15 protein-coding genes are annotated in these 15,502 nt (G+C 63.3%); 5 read left to right on the top strand and 10 right to left on the bottom strand.

Going from position 1 to position 15,502, the window contains the following annotated elements:
• Window positions 1-161 precede the first annotated feature (161 nt).
• Entirely contained in the window at window positions 162-1,037 is an 876-nt protein-coding gene (olsB, locus tag AC1D0I_RS21195) for a l-ornithine N(alpha)-acyltransferase (RefSeq protein WP_477397554.1), read from the top strand.
• Between the two features lie 86 nt (window positions 1,038-1,123).
• Here the strand turns inward: olsB and AC1D0I_RS21200 are convergent, their stop codons facing one another.
• A complete protein-coding gene (locus tag AC1D0I_RS21200; RefSeq protein ID WP_457151038.1) occupies window positions 1,124-1,756 on the bottom strand; it encodes a trimeric intracellular cation channel family protein in 633 nt (210 codons plus the stop codon).
• A gap of 108 nt (window positions 1,757-1,864) precedes the next feature.
• A complete protein-coding gene (grpE, locus tag AC1D0I_RS21205) occupies window positions 1,865-2,497 on the bottom strand; it encodes a nucleotide exchange factor GrpE (protein ID WP_457151039.1) in 633 nt (210 codons plus the stop codon).
• A gap of 239 nt (window positions 2,498-2,736) precedes the next feature.
• On the opposite strand from grpE, the gene AC1D0I_RS21210 reads away from it, so the two are divergent.
• The 3 genes from AC1D0I_RS21210 (at window position 2,737) to AC1D0I_RS21220 (ending at window position 4,594) form a co-directional block, all read left to right on the top strand.
• Window positions 2,737-2,937 carry a hypothetical protein gene (locus tag AC1D0I_RS21210; protein WP_457151052.1) on the top strand — a complete coding sequence of 67 codons (201 nt, stop codon included), beginning with the start codon at window positions 2,737-2,739 and terminating at the stop codon, window positions 2,935-2,937.
• Between the two features lie 98 nt (window positions 2,938-3,035).
• Entirely contained in the window at window positions 3,036-3,413 is a 378-nt protein-coding gene (locus AC1D0I_RS21215; protein ID WP_457151040.1) for a hypothetical protein, read from the top strand.
• Between the two features lie 161 nt (window positions 3,414-3,574).
• Window positions 3,575-4,594 carry a fatty acid desaturase gene (locus tag AC1D0I_RS21220; RefSeq protein ID WP_477397491.1) on the top strand — a complete coding sequence of 340 codons (1,020 nt, stop codon included), beginning with the start codon at window positions 3,575-3,577 and terminating at the stop codon, window positions 4,592-4,594.
• A gap of 109 nt (window positions 4,595-4,703) precedes the next feature.
• Here the strand turns inward: AC1D0I_RS21220 and AC1D0I_RS21225 are convergent, their stop codons facing one another.
• From AC1D0I_RS21225 to cysG, 7 genes are all read right to left on the bottom strand, one after another.
• Complete coding sequence (locus AC1D0I_RS21225) at window positions 4,704-5,324, bottom strand: DJ-1/PfpI family protein (RefSeq protein WP_477397493.1); 621 nt, start codon at window positions 5,322-5,324, stop codon at window positions 4,704-4,706.
• Window positions 5,325-5,515: 191 nt separating this feature from the next.
• Window positions 5,516-7,123 (bottom strand): GMC family oxidoreductase, encoded by a 1,608-nt coding sequence (locus AC1D0I_RS21230; RefSeq protein WP_477397495.1) that lies wholly within the window; start codon window positions 7,121-7,123, stop codon window positions 5,516-5,518.
• A 96-nt stretch (window positions 7,124-7,219) separates the two neighbouring features.
• On the bottom strand, window positions 7,220-7,753 hold the full coding sequence (locus AC1D0I_RS21235; protein ID WP_477397497.1) for a DUF934 domain-containing protein: 534 nt from the start codon (window positions 7,751-7,753) through the stop codon (window positions 7,220-7,222).
• Between the two features lie 166 nt (window positions 7,754-7,919).
• Window positions 7,920-8,687 carry a phosphoadenylyl-sulfate reductase gene (locus AC1D0I_RS21240; RefSeq protein ID WP_477306855.1) on the bottom strand — a complete coding sequence of 256 codons (768 nt, stop codon included), beginning with the start codon at window positions 8,685-8,687 and terminating at the stop codon, window positions 7,920-7,922.
• Complete coding sequence (locus AC1D0I_RS21245) at window positions 8,662-10,332, bottom strand: nitrite/sulfite reductase (protein ID WP_477306853.1); 1,671 nt, start codon at window positions 10,330-10,332, stop codon at window positions 8,662-8,664. The genes AC1D0I_RS21240 and AC1D0I_RS21245 overlap by 26 nt, the downstream gene beginning before the upstream one ends.
• A gap of 42 nt (window positions 10,333-10,374) precedes the next feature.
• A complete protein-coding gene (locus AC1D0I_RS21250) occupies window positions 10,375-10,680 on the bottom strand; it encodes a DUF2849 domain-containing protein (RefSeq protein ID WP_477397499.1) in 306 nt (101 codons plus the stop codon).
• Complete coding sequence (gene cysG, locus AC1D0I_RS21255; protein WP_477397500.1) at window positions 10,677-12,128, bottom strand: siroheme synthase CysG; 1,452 nt, start codon at window positions 12,126-12,128, stop codon at window positions 10,677-10,679. Before cysG ends, AC1D0I_RS21250 begins: the two co-directional genes overlap by 4 nt.
• Before the next feature lie 487 nt (window positions 12,129-12,615).
• Here cysG and AC1D0I_RS21260 point away from each other — a divergent pair, with 487 nt between their 5' ends.
• Window positions 12,616-14,403: a cation:proton antiporter domain-containing protein gene (locus tag AC1D0I_RS21260; RefSeq protein WP_477397502.1), complete on the top strand. Its 1,788-nt coding sequence runs from the start codon at window positions 12,616-12,618 to the stop codon at window positions 14,401-14,403.
• Between the two features lie 92 nt (window positions 14,404-14,495).
• Here AC1D0I_RS21260 and AC1D0I_RS21265 read toward each other — a convergent pair whose 3' ends face one another.
• Window positions 14,496-15,305 carry an AraC family transcriptional regulator gene (locus AC1D0I_RS21265; RefSeq protein ID WP_477397504.1) on the bottom strand — a complete coding sequence of 270 codons (810 nt, stop codon included), beginning with the start codon at window positions 15,303-15,305 and terminating at the stop codon, window positions 14,496-14,498.
• Window positions 15,306-15,502 lie beyond the last annotated feature (197 nt).

The following is a 15,502-nucleotide window of genomic DNA, read 5'->3' on the forward strand; positions in this document are numbered from 1 at the left end:
ACCCCGCCCGCAGGCGTAACGTAGCCGGTTGACCGTATTCGCCAGCCGACGAAGTATTGCCCACGACGTCGTATCACGGTACTGTCACAATCCTGTTGCACCTACACCGTATCCCCGTGCCAAGAGGGATGGCTCGAAGGAGAATCCTCGTGCATACAGTTATGCCGGAATGTGACACTCGGCCGAACGCCAGCAGCGCCTTGCTTGCCGGACGTAACGTCGATTCCGTCATAAAGGGCGCAGCACTCGGCCGTATCGGTAATCTCGAAGTGCGGCTCGCCCGCAACGAGGCCGAGATCGCGACCGCGCAGGAAGTCCGCTACCGGGTGTTCTACGATGAACTCGGCGCCAGGAAGGATTTGTTCCAGGCGCCGGATCGCCGTGACGCCGACCGGTTCGATCCGCTCTGCGACCATCTGCTCGTCTTCGATACTTCGCTTTCCGGCCCCGAACATCGACGTATCGTCGGCACCTATCGCCTGCTGCGGCAAGAAATCGCGGCCGCCGCTGGAGGCTTCTATTCCGAAGGTGAATTCGAGCTGACCAAGCTTATCGCCCGTCACCCCGGTCAGCGTTTTCTCGAGCTCGGCCGCTCCTGCGTTTTGCCTGAATATCGTTCGAAGCGCACCATCGAGGCGCTGTGGCAAGGTATCTGGGCCTATATCAACCACTACGAAATCGGTGTGATGACCGGTTGCGCGTCCTTCCACGGCACTGTGCCGGCGGCGCATGCCGAGGCGCTTACCTATCTCGCCCACCACTGCCGGACGAATTCGGCCTGGGACGTGCGCGCGGTGTCCGGGCGCTACTGTTCGATGGATCTGATGCCGATCGAGGCGGTCAATGCCAAGGCGGCGATCGCGGCGATGCCGCCGCTGGTCAAGGGCTATCTGCGCGTCGGCGCCCGCATCGGCGATGGCTGCGTCATCGACCGCGAATTCTCAACGGTCGACGTGTTCGTCGTGATGCCGGTCAAGGAAATCGGCGCCCGCTACGTCAACTACTATGGCGGGGAAGCCCAGCGCTTCGCTGCGTGAACAGCCGAATAGCGAATAGGACGTCGTGGCCGGAGTTGCGCGGCAACAACCGCTATTCGCTACTCCCTATTCGCTATTCCCTCTTTTCACGGAATATCTTCCGGTCGCCGGCCGGGCCGGCTCTTGTAGGGCGGAAACGCCCAGCCGAAGCGAAGCGCGCCGCCGCGCACGGCGAACGCCGCGGCGAAGCCGGCCCATCCTGAGACAATCTGCGGTAAGCCAGCCACATCGCCTGCTGTAAAGATGGCAGCGCCGACGAGCGCGGCCGTGACATAGATTTCGGGCTTCAGCAGCACCGAAGGCTCCCCGGCCAGAAGATCACGCAGGATACCGCCGAATGTAGCGGTAAGCATGCCGGTGATCACCGACACCGCCGGCGAGCCGGTGATGGCGAGCCCCTTGGCCGCGCCCATCACGGAAAACGCGGCAAGGCCGATTGCGTCGAGCCAGAGCAGCAGCTTGTAACGGGATTCGACACGGTGTGCGGTGAAGAACACCACCACCGCCACCACCGCGCAGATCAGCAGGTAGTCCCGGTTTCCCACCCAGAACACCGGCACGTTGAGGATCAGGTCGCGAAACGTGCCGCCGCCGATGCCGGTGACGCTGGCCAGGAACAGGAAACCGATAATGTCGAGCTGCTTGCGTGAAGCAGCAAGCGCCCCGGTCGCGGCAAAGACGGCGACGCCGGCATAGTCGAGAAGAGCGATGGGGTTCATGAGTGAGCGAATAGCAAGAAGGGAGTAGCGAATAGGGAATAGCACGAAGCCACTTGGCCGCTATCAACTATTTCCTACTCGCTACCCCCTATTCGCTACTCGCTCTCGTCAGGCATCCTTCTCGGCCTGCTCATTGACAGGCCCAGGCTCGACTGGGGCTTCCGCGGCAAACTTCGGGCCACCCTTGGCGACGCCGACCATGGCCGGGCGCAGCACCCGCTCGCCGATCGAATAGCCCGGCTGGACGACCTGGACCACGGTGTTGGCAGGGACATCCGGATTGGGCACTTCAAACATCGCCTGGTGGAAATTGGGATCGAACTTCTCGCCTTCAGGCGTGAGTTTCTTGACCCCGTGCCGTTCCAGCGCCGACAGCATGGCGCGCTCGGTGAGGTCGACGCCTTCGATCAGCGCCTTGAAGCCGGCGTCCCCGGATGCCTTGGCTTCAGCCGGGATGGCGTCGAGCGCACGGCGCAGATTGTCCGACACCGACAGCATGTCGCGCGCGAAATTCGCCACCGCGTAAGTGCGCGCGTCGTGCACGTCGCGCGCGGTGCGGCGGCGCAGGTTTTCCATCTCGGCCGCGACGCGCAGCGCGCGGTCCTTCAGATCCTCATTTTCCTTCAGCAGCCGCACAAGGGCTTCATAGTCGCCATCGATGCTGCCTTCCGTGCGCTCGGCATTGGCCTCGGTCGCCTCGACTTCATCGGGCGCGCGTTCGTCTTTTGCCTGGTCGCTCATCGCCGTTTCCCGTCAATCTCGAATGATATGGATTTTGAGCCCGATATCGAGGTTTGGCGGCCAAAAATCAAGGGGTAAGCGATGGTAGAGGCCCTTGACCAGGGCGGGGCAACGAACGGCACGGTCTTTCGATCTTAATTCAAGCTTTACCTTAAATGACGGCTTTGCTTGCCACAAAGGCGTGGTGCGGGAACCATTCCCCTGCTGGAGGAGTTTCGAAGCTGACACAGGATTTTGAGATTATGACCCGCAACAAAGGCGAAAAGGGAGAACGGTTGGCCACCGAGGTCAGGCGCCAGTTCGGTGCCGAGGCGGTGACGCGCTTTCTGCGTACCTTGCCGGCCTTCCGCACCGAGACCGACATTCCCGACCGCCTCAGGGAGCTGCTCGATCGCCTCGACGGGGTGGAGGACAGCGACGCCGGCTGGCGCCGGCAGTAAGCGCAACGATCGATCTGGCAACAACCCTCCATCGGCAATAGCCTGAGAGAGCCGAACCATCTAGTGATGGATGCGTTATGATTCACATGGAGGACGTAGTGCGCAAGGTTTCGACCACCTCATTGCTGTCGGCGCTTGTCGGCCTTGGCGCCGTTGCATTGGTGGCCTTTCCGTCACAGGCAGAGAGCCTGCAGCTGGAATTGGGCAAACATGGCCCGCGGCTGAAGCTCCTGCCAGATTGCGATCCCAACTACGACGATTGCGATGTCCGCAGCGACGACTGGCGCGACCGTCGCCACTCACGAGGCTGCACGGAAGACCGGGCTCTCGACAAGGCGGAACGGATGGGCATTCGCCGGGCAAGGATAGAGTCCATCGGCCGCCGCGAGATCACCGTCCGGGGCAGACAGTATGGCGACCGCGTGCGCGTGACTTTTGGAACCGAGCGCGGCTGCCCCATCCTCGATCGGGAGTAGTGATCGCCCCAAAGCAGAAAAACCCGGCGCTCCAGGGTGAATCGTCGACTGGGTCAAGTTGGGACTGACCGGGTCGACCGCCGTGCCACGCGACAATTACGCACAGTAATTTTGCGTGATCCCTGTCTTGCGGTGGCGGGACACCCCGCCTATGATTCCTGATGAACATGATTTCCCCTGAGGCGGCTGCCAACAGCAAGCGCGCCTGGCTGAAGATTCTGGCACGCTACAAGAAGCCGGATAGGCGCCGCAGCGCGCTCGAACTCGCCATCACCCTTATTCCCTTCGTCACGCTCTGGGCGCTCTCTTCGGCCGCCTACTCCTACGGTCATTGGTGGGGTCTGGTCCTCATTCTTCCGGCGGCCGGGTTTCTGGTGCGCATCTTCATGATCCAGCACGACTGCGGCCATGGTTCCTTCTTCGCCAATCGTTATGCCGACGACTGGATCGGCCGCGCGCTCGGCATCCTGACGCTGACGCCCTACGACTGCTGGCGGCGCGCCCACGCGACCCATCATGCCAGCGCTGGCAATCTTGACGAGCGCGGCATGGGCGACATCAGGACGTTGACCGTTGCCGAATACCGGCAATTGTCATGGCGGGGCCGTCTCGCCTACCGTCTCTATCGTCACCCGCTGGTGATGTTCGGGCTGGGACCGATCTGGCTGTTCATCTTCGAGCAAAGGCTGCCTGTCGGCATGATGCGTGGCGGCCTGACGCCTTGGGTGTCGTCAATGACCACCAATCTTGGCATCGCGGTTGCGGCGGCTATCCTCATCTGGTTCGTCGGCCCCGGCGCGTTCCTGGTTGTCCATCTCCCGATCGTCATCCTTGCCGGTTCGGCGGGCATCTGGCTGTTCTACGTCCAGCACCAGTTCGAGGAGACGGAATGGGAAAAGGATGCGGACTGGGAATTCCAACACGCCGCCTTGCACGGATCGTCCTACTACGACCTGCCGCCGGTGCTGAACTGGTTCACCGGAAATATCGGCGTCCACCACGTCCACCACCTCTCCGCCAAGGTGCCGGGCTACCGGTTGCAGGAAGTGCTGCGGGATTATCCGGAACTGCGCGGCATCGGTCGCGTCACGCTGCTCGACAGCCTGCGCTGCGTCAAACTGGCGTTGTGGGACGAGAACCGCCGCAAGCTGGTGTCGTTCCGCGAGGCGCTGGCGGCATAAAGAGACCGCCGCACCATACGGCGCGGCGGCATTTGGCAAATCCTGGATTTGTCTTGACGCAATTCCGGACGGAAAACCTTTCACCCTTTTCCTGGAATTGCCCGGCGGGTCAGGCCGCCTGACGCTCTTCGCGCATCAGGATCTCGCCATGGCGGATCTCGGTGCCCAGCACCTTCAGGCATTCGCGGATGAAATTGGACAGGCCCGGCCAGCCCTTGGCTGAAACAAGATTGCCGTCGACATGGGCGCCGGTCGGCGCGACGTCGATGTAGATGCCGCCGGCCAGCGTCACCTCCGGCTCGCAATAGTGAAGCGCTGCGACTTCCCGGCCCCGCACCACGCCGTCGACGGCGATCAGGATCTGCACGCCGTGGCAGATGGTGAAGATCGGCTTGCCGGCCTCATGGAAATGCCGCACCAGCCCCTGCACCCGGTTGTCGATGCGGATGTATTCCGGCCCGCGCCCGCCCGCCGCATACACGGCATCATAGTCGTCCGGCTTCACCTCGGCGAAGGTCTTGTTGAGGATGTAGTCGTGGCCGAGCTTTTCCGTATAGGTCTGGTGGCCTTCGAAGTCGTGCAGCGACGTCTTCAGGATGTCGCCGGCCTTCTTGTCGGGGCACACGACATGCACCGTATGGCCAACGGCATGCATGGCCTGTTCAAAGACGAAAATCTCGTACTCCTCGCTGAACTCGCCAACGAGCATCAATATCTTCTTGCCAGCCATTCCCGGTTCCTCCCTTGTGGCCACATTTATTTCGGATGATGAAATAATGGACCTATCCTAAGGGCAGGAAGGCGAAAGGGAAAGCACAAATCCCCCGTTGGTAAGACCAGTTCCCGTCGGCCGGGGATGGCATCGCCATAGATCGCTTCAAAACAGGCGAAATTAGCAACACTGGTTCGACCAGAACTCCTTCAGGCCACCGCCTTGATCATGTCCGCCGCCTTTTCGGCGATCATGATGGTCGGTGCATTGGTGTTGCCGCCGATCAGCGTCGGCATCACCGAGGCGTCGACCACCCGCAAGGCCCGTATGCCGCGCACGCGGAGCTGCGGATCGACCACCGCCATGTCGTCGATGCCCATCTTGCAGGTGCCCGCCGGGTGATAGATCGTATCGGCGCGGGCTCGGATATGGGTCATCAGCTCGGCATCACTCGATACGCCGGCGGTGTAGATTTCCTTGGCGCGGTATTTGGCCAGCGCCGGCGCCTCCAATATGCCGCGCATCATTCTGACACCCCTGAGCAACAGTTCGGCGTCGCGTTTGTCGGACAGAAAACGCGGATCGATTCGCGGTGGCGCCAGCGGGTCGCGCGCCGACAGCCCGACCTCGCCGCGCGAATGCGGCCGCAGCACGCAGACGTGGCAGGAAAAACCATAACCCATATGCAGTTTGCGGCCATGATCATCGACGATGGCGATGCAGAAATGCAGTTGCAGATCGGGACGGTGGATCGCCGGGTCGGATTTGAGGAAGGCGCCGCCCTCCGCGTAGGGCGTGGCGATCATGCCGCCGCCATCCCTGCGCCAGCGCCGCAGATGCCGCAGCAGTCCAGGCAGACCGCGCAGGCCAATGCCCATCATGTCGGTATTCTTCGATTTCCAGCCCATGATGAAATCAAGATGGTCCTGCAGGTTCTTGCCGACGCCGGGCAGTTCATGGACGATCGGAATTCCGTGGGCTGCAAGCTCGACAGCCGGGCCGATCCCGGACAGCATCAAGAGCTGCGGCGAGCCGAAGGCACCGGCGCAGACGATGACCTCGCGCCTGGCTTTCGCAACGGCTTCATTCTTGCCAGCGCGATAACGCACGCCGGCAGCCCGCTTGCCTTCAAGGACGATACCCGTGGCGTGCGCTCCGGTGACAACGGTGAGGTTTGGCCGGCTCATGGCCGGGTGTAGATAGGCGGCGGCTGCCGAACAGCGCTCGCCATTGCGGCGTTCGCCCCAGAATTGCGTGACCTGATAAAGTCCGGCCCCTTCCTGTTCGACGCCGTTGAAATCATCGTTGCGCCGGACCTGGTTTTCGCCACAGGCCTCGACAAAGGCCTTGGAGAGCGCACGCGGCTCCTGCTGCTCGGCGACCCGCAATGGTCCCTCGCCACCGTGCAAGGCATCCGCACCACGCTGATTGCCTTCCGCACGCCGGAAATAAGGCAGCACCTCGCCCCATGACCAGCCGTCACAGCCGAGATTGGCCCATTCGTCATAGTCGCTGCGGTGCCCGCGTGTGTAGAGCATGGCATTGATGGCGCTCGAGCCACCCAGCGCCTTGCCGCGCGGCTGGTACCCCTTGCGGCCGCCAAGCTCTGGCTGCGGCACCGTCTCGAAGGCCCAGTTGTTGATCTTCGGCCGGCCCGGCAACAACGCTATGACGCCTGCCGGCGCGCGGATGAGCAGGTTTGTACCCTCGCCGCCGGCTTCGATCAGGCATACCTTTTTCGATGGATCTTCGGAGAGCCGCGCGGCAAGCGTGCAGCCGGCGGACCCGCCACCGGCAATGACATAGTCGAAATCCATGATCTCCTCCCGGACACCCGGCGGATGTTTCCGTCCGGACGGCCAAGAGAAGGCCCTGTCAGAGGCGTTGTAAAGGCACGCGGAATTACCGCTGCGTCAGCTGACGCGAACGCGCCGCCAGGAATACTTTGGTCCCCTGGGCTCCGGCATGGCAGTTGGCTGGTAGTAGAGCCCCAACCCGCCGGTGCGGCCCTCTTCCAGCCGTTTCAACAGCACCGGGTTAGATATCTCGAATTCGTCGAAGCCGAGCCGCAGCATATGCGGCAACTGGTCGACCAGCACCTGGCCGGTGGCGCGCACCGCACCCTCGAAATGATAGCGGCTGCGCAGCAATTCGCCCTTGGAGAAGGAACGGCCATCGCTGAAGGCCGGGAAGGCCAGCGCCACCAGCGACAATTGGTCGAGCAGATCAGCGATCTTCTCGAGCTGGTCGCCGGGCTGCAGCGCGACACCGAGCCGCTCCCTGGCGGACCGGCGCACCTCCGGGTCGAGAGCGAGGAACGCCTGCAGCGGCAGGATGAAGCGGCCATTGCCGGACAGCGCGTCCGCGCCTTCGGCATGAGCCCACTCGTCCTCGCGAAAACCCGTCGGGGTCCAGAGGCGGGTCTCCGGTGTGGTCGGTTCGGTCATCAAAAATTCCTAAAGCCCAAAGAATCCCAGGGTGTTGAAATTCAGGTCAGGCCGAGACGAAAATGGTGGCTTCCGAGAACCGGAGCGGAGCGTACCAAAGTACGTGAGCACCGGAAGCGCAGGAAGCCGCCATTTGCAGGCCGGCATCACCTGAATATCACATACCCTAGAGCGATGCGTCGGTCAGCGACTTTTCCAGTCCCGACAGGTGAATGCCGCACTCGGTCTTGGCATGACCGGCCCAGCGGCCGCTGCGCGCGTCCTCGCCGGGCTGCACCGGCTGCGTGCACGGGAAGCAGCCGATCGACAGATAGCCATAGGCGACCAGCGGATTTTCGCGCAGCGCATGCGCGCGCATGTAGTCCGCCTGGTCCGATGTCGTCCAGTGCGCCAGCGGATTGATGCGGATGCGCGGGCCGACCGCCTCGAACACAGGAAGCGTTGCCCGGGTCGAGGCCTGGAAGCGCTTGCGGCCAGTGAACCAGGCGCGGAAAGGTGCAACGCCACGCGCCAGCGGCTCGACCTTGCGCACGTCGCAGCAGGCGTCGGTATTGCTCTGGTGCAGATTGCCCGTCGGGTCGATCCGTTCGAGCGCTGCTTCTTCGGGCTTGATCACCCGGATGTTGGGCAGCCCGAAATCGGCGGCAAGCGCGTCGCGATAGCTGAGCGTCTCCTCGAAATGCTTGCCGGTGTCGAGGAAGATGACCGGCAGCGTCCGGTCGATCTTGGAGATCATGTGCAGCAGCACGGCCGAATCCGCGCCGAATGACGACACCGCGGCGATCTCGTCGTGGAACAGTTCGCGGGCCGAGCGTTCGATGATCTCTAGCGGGGTCAGATGGCCATAAAGCGCATCGAGCCCCGCCGCTTTCGCAGCTATGCCGTCATCGACGACGTCGACGATCTGGTCAAGCGGCCTTGGCTTCGCCAGCATAGAGCGCCTCCTTGAACGGCGCGGGACCGACTCGGCGGTAGGCGTCGATGAATTTTTCTTGTGGGTTGAGCCGAAGGCCGAGATAGGTCTCGACGATCTGCTCGATGGCGTCGGTGATCTCTTCCGAGCTGAAGCCGCGACCGATGATCTCGCCGACCGAAGTATTCTCGTCGGCCGAGCCGCCCAGCGTCACCTGATAGAGCTCGGAGCCCTTCTTCTCGACGCCGAGGATGCCGATATGGCCGACATGGTGATGGCCGCAGGCATTGATGCAGCCGGAGATCTTCAGCTTCAGTTCGCCGATCTCGCGCTGCCGCTCCAGCGAGGCGAAGCGGCGCGAGATTTCCTGCGCGATCGGGATCGAGCGCGCCGTCGCCAGCGCGCAATAGTCGAGGCCCGGGCAAGCGATGATGTCCGATATCAGGTTGGAATTGGCCGTCGCCAGCCCGATGTCGACCAGTGCGTCATGGACCGCCTTGAGATCGGCGCGCGCCACATGCGGCAGGATCAGGTTCTGCTCATGGCTGACACGAAGCTCGTCGAAGGCGTATTTCTCGGCGATGTCGGCGACTGCTTCCATCTGGCTGTCGGAGGCATCGCCCGGCACCTCGCCGATGCCCTTCAGCGAAATGGTCACCGCCGCATAGTCGGGATGGCGGTGCGTCACCACGTTCTGGTCGAGCCAATCGGAAAAGCTCTTCGAATCGAGGCGCGCCAGCTTAACCGCTGCGTCGCCGTCCGGCCGGTCGGTGAGCGCCGGAGGCGCGAAATAGGCCTGGATGGCGCGGATATCAGCGTCCGGCAATTTCAGCTCGGCGTCCTTCAATTCCTGCCACTCGGCCTCGACCTGGCGGGTGATTTCCTCGACGCCGGTCTCGTGGACGAGGATCTTGATGCGCGCCTTGTACTTGTTGTCGCGGCGCCCATAGAGGTTGTAAACGCGCAGGATCGCCGTGCAGTAGGACAGAAGGTCGGCTTCCGGCAGGAAGTCGCGGATCTTCCTGGCCACCATCGGCGTGCGGCCCTGGCCGCCGCCGATATAGACGGCAAAGCCGAGTTCGCCGGCGGCGTTCTTCTTCAGGTGCAGGCCGATGTCATGGGTCTGGATGGCGGCGCGGTCACGCTCGGCACCAGTCACCGCGATCTTGAACTTGCGCGGCAGGAACGAGAATTCCGGRTGCACCGACGACCAYTGGCGCAGGATYTCGGCATAGGGRCGCGGATCRGCRACCTCRTCGGCGGCAGCGCCTGCGAAATGATCGGCGGTGACATTGCGGATGCAATTGCCACTGGTCTGGATGGCATGCATCTCGACACTTGCCAGATCCGCCAGGATCGCCGGAATATCCGACAGCGCCGGCCAGTTGAACTGGATGTTCTGGCGCGTGGTGAAATGGCCGTAGCCCTTGTCGTATTTGCGGGCGATGTGGCCGAGCATGCGCAACTGCTTCCCGTTCAGCGTGCCATAGGGCACCGCGATGCGCAGCATGTAGGCGTGCAGTTGAAGATAGACGCCGTTCATCAACCTCAGCGGCCGGAACTGGTCCTCGGTGATCTCGCCGGCAAGGCGGCGCTGGACCTGGTCGCTGAACTCGGCGACGCGGGCCTGGACAAAATCGTGGTCGAACTCATCGTAACGGTACATGCTTCGTCTTTCAGGGCGCGTCCGCCCATGCCTGGTGTCTTGTTAAGCTGCCCGAGTCGCCTGCTTGGCAGCCTGCTTGCCGAGATCGTTGCGGATGGTGGGGCCGGCGGCGCGAATCTTCTCGCGCAATCGCACCGGCTCGACGATGCCGTTGACGACATCGGCGTCGATCAAATTGACGTCGACCACTTCGTTGGCGGCATAGGCCTTGGCGCCGATCGCCTCCAGGCGATCCTCGGCCGCCTTGTCATGCGCAAGGTCAGCATGGTCTACCGTCTCGGCCCAGCCGCCATCAGCATACCAGACGGCAATGCCGTCACTGAGGCGGTTAGCGGTCAGTATCTTCATTGCTGAACTCTCTCAGTGGCAGCTGCGGACACGCCTGCATGCCTGTGAGCCGCGAGCGGTTCGGACCGTTCAAAGTTGGCGCCGGCAACCGCATCGCCGATGATGGTCATGACCGGGCCGGAAAGATCGGCACGCGCTTCCAGCGACGGCAGGTCGGCAAGCGTGCCGTGGAAGCGTCGGCGATTGGCGAGGCTGGCATTCTCGACCACGGCCACCGCCGTGTCGGGCGACAGACCGGCCTCGATCAGCCGGCCGGCAACTTCGGCCGCCACCGAGCGGCCCATATAGACGGCGACGGTCGCCCCCGAAATGGCAAGCTTGGCCCAGTCGGGCAGCGAATTGCCCTTGAGGTCATGTCCGGTCGTGAACACCATCGACGAGGAAACGCCGCGCAAGGTCAGCGGCAACTCGAAATCGGCGGCGGCGGCGAAGGCTGCGGTAACACCCGGAACCACCTCATAGGCGATGCCGGCATCACGCAGTGCTGCCATCTCCTCGCCGGCCCGACCGAACACCAGCGGATCGCCCGACTTCAGCCGCACGACACGCTTGCCTTGGCGCCCAAGCTCGACCAGGAGCGCATTGATCTCGGCCTGGCTCTTGGTGTGGCAGCCCTTGCGTTTGCCGACCGGCAGGCGCTCGGCATCGCGACGTCCCATGGCGACGACCGCTTCCGCCACCAGCGCGTCATGGACAATGACATCGGCTTCCATCAGCAGGCGGTGGGCGCGCAAGGTCAAAAGATCCTCGGCTCCCGGACCGGCACCGACGAGCGCGATATGGCCCGAAGGTGGCGTGTTTGAAAGCAGAAGATCGACGGCGGCGTCATGCGCCTGCGACAGCTGGCCTGCGTCCACGGCATGGGCAGGCGCGCCGCCGAAAAAGTCGCTCCAGAAGCGTCGACGGGCGTTGCCTTTCGGCAGCAGTTTCTCGGCAGCACCGCGAAACGACGCGGCAAGCGTTGCCAGCGGGCCAAGCGACGGCGACAGCAGCTGGTCGATGCGGCTGCGCAGCATCTGGGCAAGCACCGGTCCCGCCCCTTCCGTACCGATGGCGATGGCGACCGGCGCGCGGTTGACCACCGCCGGGGTGAAGAAATCGCAGAGCTCCGGCCGGTCGACGGCATTGACCGGGATCCCCAGACGGCGCGCGTCCCCAGCCACGCGGCGGTCGAGTTCGTCGTCGCCGCTGGCGGCAAACACCATGACCGCGCCTTCGAGCTGCGACACGTCGTACGTGGCGGCCACATGGTTCGCGCCAGCCTGAGCGATGAAGGCCAACAGGTCGGGCTCGGCGTGTTCCGCAATGATGCGCAGGGCCGCGCTCGACTGCCCGATCAGCCGCGCCTTGGCCAGCGCCTCGTCACCACCGCCGACGATGGCCACGGTCTGCCCTTCGACCCGCAGGAAGACGGGGAAGGCATTGAGCTTGGGAGTTGTGTGCGACATGGACGCGAGCGTAACCCTGAACAGGCCTGCAGTTCTACGCGCGGGCGCGAAAAACCAGAAGGAACGCACTCGCGCATCGCTTGTCGGGATGCAATCGCTTTTCTGAAAGCCTGTCGGCCAAGAGAATAATATTCCTCGTTGGCACATGGGGCGGATTCAAGCTGCTGCCGCAGGCCTTGATTTGCGCCTCTTTTAGCGCCCGACGGAAAATATCGCAAAACAGTTTTTTCTAAATTCTACCAATTTGGTAGATTAAAGCCACCCTTACCAAAACCCATGTAGGGCAGCAAAATCGCTGCCCTTTTCGATCAGGTGGTGACTTGATCTGCGTGAATTCTGACGGCTATTTGTTTTCTGCGCCTCTCGCCGTCGATTTCGCGCGCTTGCGGGTTGCATCGTCGACACCCCTTCCACCATATTGCAAACAGGCGGCGGCTTCGGGCGGCGCACATCCGACATTTCTGGTTTGAAAGGCGCTCCATAGACAATGCCGCATGACACGCCCCTTATCGCCACCATCGTCGCCGGTCTGGGGCTGGCTTTCGTCTTCGGGGCTCTCGCCAACCGCTTCCGCATTCCGCCACTGGTCGGCTATCTCGTAGCTGGCGTGCTGGTCGGGCCGAACACGCCCGGCTTCGTCGCCGATGCCGGCCTTGCCAATGAGCTCGCCGAAATCGGCGTCATCCTGCTAATGTTCGGCGTCGGCCTGCACTTCTCGCTGAAGGATTTGCTGTCGGTGCGCGCCATCGCCGTGCCCGGCGCCATCGTCCAGATCGGCTTTGCCACCGCGCTCGGCGCCGGGCTGTCCTGGATGCTCGGCTGGTCGATGGGCGCGGGCCTGGTTTTCGGCCTGGCACTTTCGGTCGCCTCGACCGTGGTTCTGCTGCGCGCCTTGCAAGAGCGGCGGATGATCGAGACCGAGCGCGGCCGCATCGCCGTCGGCTGGCTGATCGTCGAGGACCTGGCCATGGTGCTGGCGCTGGTGCTGCTGCCGGCTCTTGCCGGCGTGCTCGGCGGCCAGGAGCAGGCGGACACCCATGTGAGCGGCCTGCTGTCGCTGCCGGCCAGCTACGGCATCTGGGGCGTCGTTGGTATCACGCTGGCCAAGGTCGCCGCCTTCGTCGTCGTCATGCTGGTCGTCGGCCGCCGGGTCATCCCCTGGATCCTCCACTATGTCGCCCACACCGGCTCGCGCGAACTGTTCCGGCTCGCCGTGCTGGCCATTGCGCTTGGCGTCGCCTTTGGCGCGGCCAAGCTGTTCGGGGTTTCGCTGGCGTTGGGCGCCTTCTTTGCCGGCATGATCATGAGCGAGTCGGAGCTCAGCCATCGCGCCGCCGAGGAATCGCTTCCGCTGCGCGATGCCTTTTCCGTGCTGTTCTTCGTCTCGGTTGGCATGCTGTTCGACCCGTTCAGCCTGATCAGCAATGGCTGGCCGATCCTAGCGACGCTCGCCATCATCGTCATCGGCAAATCGCTGGCGGCATTCGTCATCGTCATTGCCTTTGGCTATCCGCTGGCCACGGCGCTGATGATTTCGGCAAGTCTGGCCCAGATCGGCGAATTYTCCTTCATCCTGGCCGAACTCGGTGTCGGGCTGAAACTATTGCCCGAACAGGGCCGTGACCTGATCCTGGCCGGCGCCATCCTGTCGATCGTCCTCAATCCGCTGATGTTCCTGGCCATCGACTGGATGAAACCATGGCTTGAAGCCCGCGCCGCCAGAACGGCGCCGCCAGTCGAGACAAAGCCGCTCGGTCCGGCGACGGAACCCGGTCAGGTGGCCTCGGTCGCGGCGACGACCAACAGGGAAGATGGGCCGCCGCCCAGGACAATTCTCGCCAACCACGCCATCCTGATCGGCTATGGCCGTGTCGGCAGCCTCGTCGGCGCGGCGCTGAAAGAGGCCGCCCTGCCCTTCCTCGTCATCGAAGATGCCGACAAGACGCTGGCCAGGCTGAAGGCCGACGGCATCGAGACCGTGTCCGGCAATGCGGCGAATGCCGAAGTGTTCGCCGCCGCCAATCCTGAAGGCGCCAAGCGGCTGATCCTGGCCATCCCCAATGCCTTCGAGGCCGGCCAGATCGTGCTGCGGGCGCGGGCCGCCAACCCCGGCATCAACGTCATCGCCCGCGCCCATTCCGACGCCGAGGTCGAGCATCTCAAGGGGCTCGGCGCCGACACGGTCATCATGGGCGAGCGCGAGATCGCCCGCGGCATCGTCGAAGAGGTGCTTGGGCACAAGCCACCCGAGGCCTCTGAACCGTCCGCTGCCTGAGCCGATCCAGAACGATTACGGTTCGCGACTGACCGATGGCCGGCGACAGATTGCATCTGTCGACTTCGAGCGTCCGCCCTCAATCGAATTGATCACGCAACGAATGCTGAGCCGCCATTCTGCGCAACGCTGCTGAGATACTGTGCAGGCGGCTTGCCCAGCGCCTTCTTGAACATGGTGATGAAGGCCGTGACGGACTCATAGCCGATATCTGCCGAAACCTGCTGCACGCTTGCGCCCGAGGCCAGTTCCCGTATCGCGACGATCAGATGCAGTTGCTGGCGCCAGCGTCCGAAGCTCAGGCCAGTCTCTCTCACCACCAGGCGAGCCAGGCTGCTCTCGCTGAGAGCGACACGCCTGGCCCATTCGGCCAGATTGCTGCGGTCGGCAGGATTCTCGGCCAAGGCATCGACGATCCGCCTCAAGCGCGGCTCTGACGATATCGGCATATGCAGCTGCTGGACAGGCATGCGCGGCAGTTCGCTGAGCAGAACCGTGGTCAGCACGGCTTTCCGTGAATCGTCGTCCTGCCCGTGATCGGCCAGCTCGACGATCAGTTCGCGCAGCAGCGGCGAGATCGACAGCGTGCAGCACCGGTCCGGCAGATCGGCGGCTCCCGGCTCGATGTACACGAAGAAAATCCGGGCGTTGGCGGTGGCGATATTGCTGTGCTCCATACTGCCGGGAATCCACACCCCGCAATGCGGCGGCACCATCCACAGGCCGCTGGGAACGCGGCAGGTGACGCCGCCACCGAGCGCGAAGACAAGCTGGCCTTTGCGGTGCCAATGGGAGGGGACCTCGGCCCTGGTCTCGGTGACGTCGACGCGCACGGCGATCGCCGGCTCGGAAAGCACATCCACATCGAAATCGAGCCAGGGGTAGCGAAGAGGCTGTCTCATGATTGACTGTTTTTAGCGATCGATTGCGTTGATAGCTAAATTATTCAAGTGGGAAAGTCGATAGGTTTCGGCTTGCGAATGAGCCCGCCTGAGCGCGGGTACAGGTTCTTCAAACGGCCGCGTCTGCCAACCGGCAAGACCAAGGCATAGGCAGCCGCCCCCGAAAGGCTATGCGTCCACCACGCAGCAATGAGGTA

The organism is Mesorhizobium sp. P2_D1 (assembly GCF_056404455.1).

Bases quoted from the DNA above. Each gene is read 5' to 3' on its own strand.
- grpE (WP_457151039.1), bottom strand. From the start codon at position 2,497: ATGAGCGACCAGGCAAAAGACGAACGCGCGCCCGATGAAGTCGAGGCG.
- AC1D0I_RS21225 (WP_477397493.1), bottom strand. From the start codon at position 5,324: ATGGCTGGCAAGAAGATATTGATGCTCGTTGGCGAGTTCAGCGAGGAG.
- AC1D0I_RS21240 (WP_477306855.1), bottom strand. From the start codon at position 8,687: ATGCTGGCGAAGCCAAGGCCGCTTGACCAGATCGTCGACGTCGTCGAT.
- AC1D0I_RS21235 (WP_477397497.1), bottom strand. From the start codon at position 7,753: ATGACCGAACCGACCACACCGGAGACCCGCCTCTGGACCCCGACGGGT.
- AC1D0I_RS21220 (WP_477397491.1), top strand. From the start codon at position 3,575: ATGAACATGATTTCCCCTGAGGCGGCTGCCAACAGCAAGCGCGCCTGG.
- AC1D0I_RS21265 (WP_477397504.1), bottom strand. From the start codon at position 15,305: ATGAGACAGCCTCTTCGCTACCCCTGGCTCGATTTCGATGTGGATGTG.
- cysG (WP_477397500.1), bottom strand. From the start codon at position 12,128: ATGTCGCACACAACTCCCAAGCTCAATGCCTTCCCCGTCTTCCTGCGG.
- AC1D0I_RS21230 (WP_477397495.1), bottom strand. From the start codon at position 7,123: ATGGATTTCGACTATGTCATTGCCGGTGGCGGGTCCGCCGGCTGCACG.
- AC1D0I_RS21250 (WP_477397499.1), bottom strand. From the start codon at position 10,680: ATGAAGATACTGACCGCTAACCGCCTCAGTGACGGCATTGCCGTCTGG.
- AC1D0I_RS21200 (WP_457151038.1), bottom strand. From the start codon at position 1,756: ATGAACCCCATCGCTCTTCTCGACTATGCCGGCGTCGCCGTCTTTGCC.
- olsB (WP_477397554.1), top strand. From the start codon at position 162: ATGCCGGAATGTGACACTCGGCCGAACGCCAGCAGCGCCTTGCTTGCC.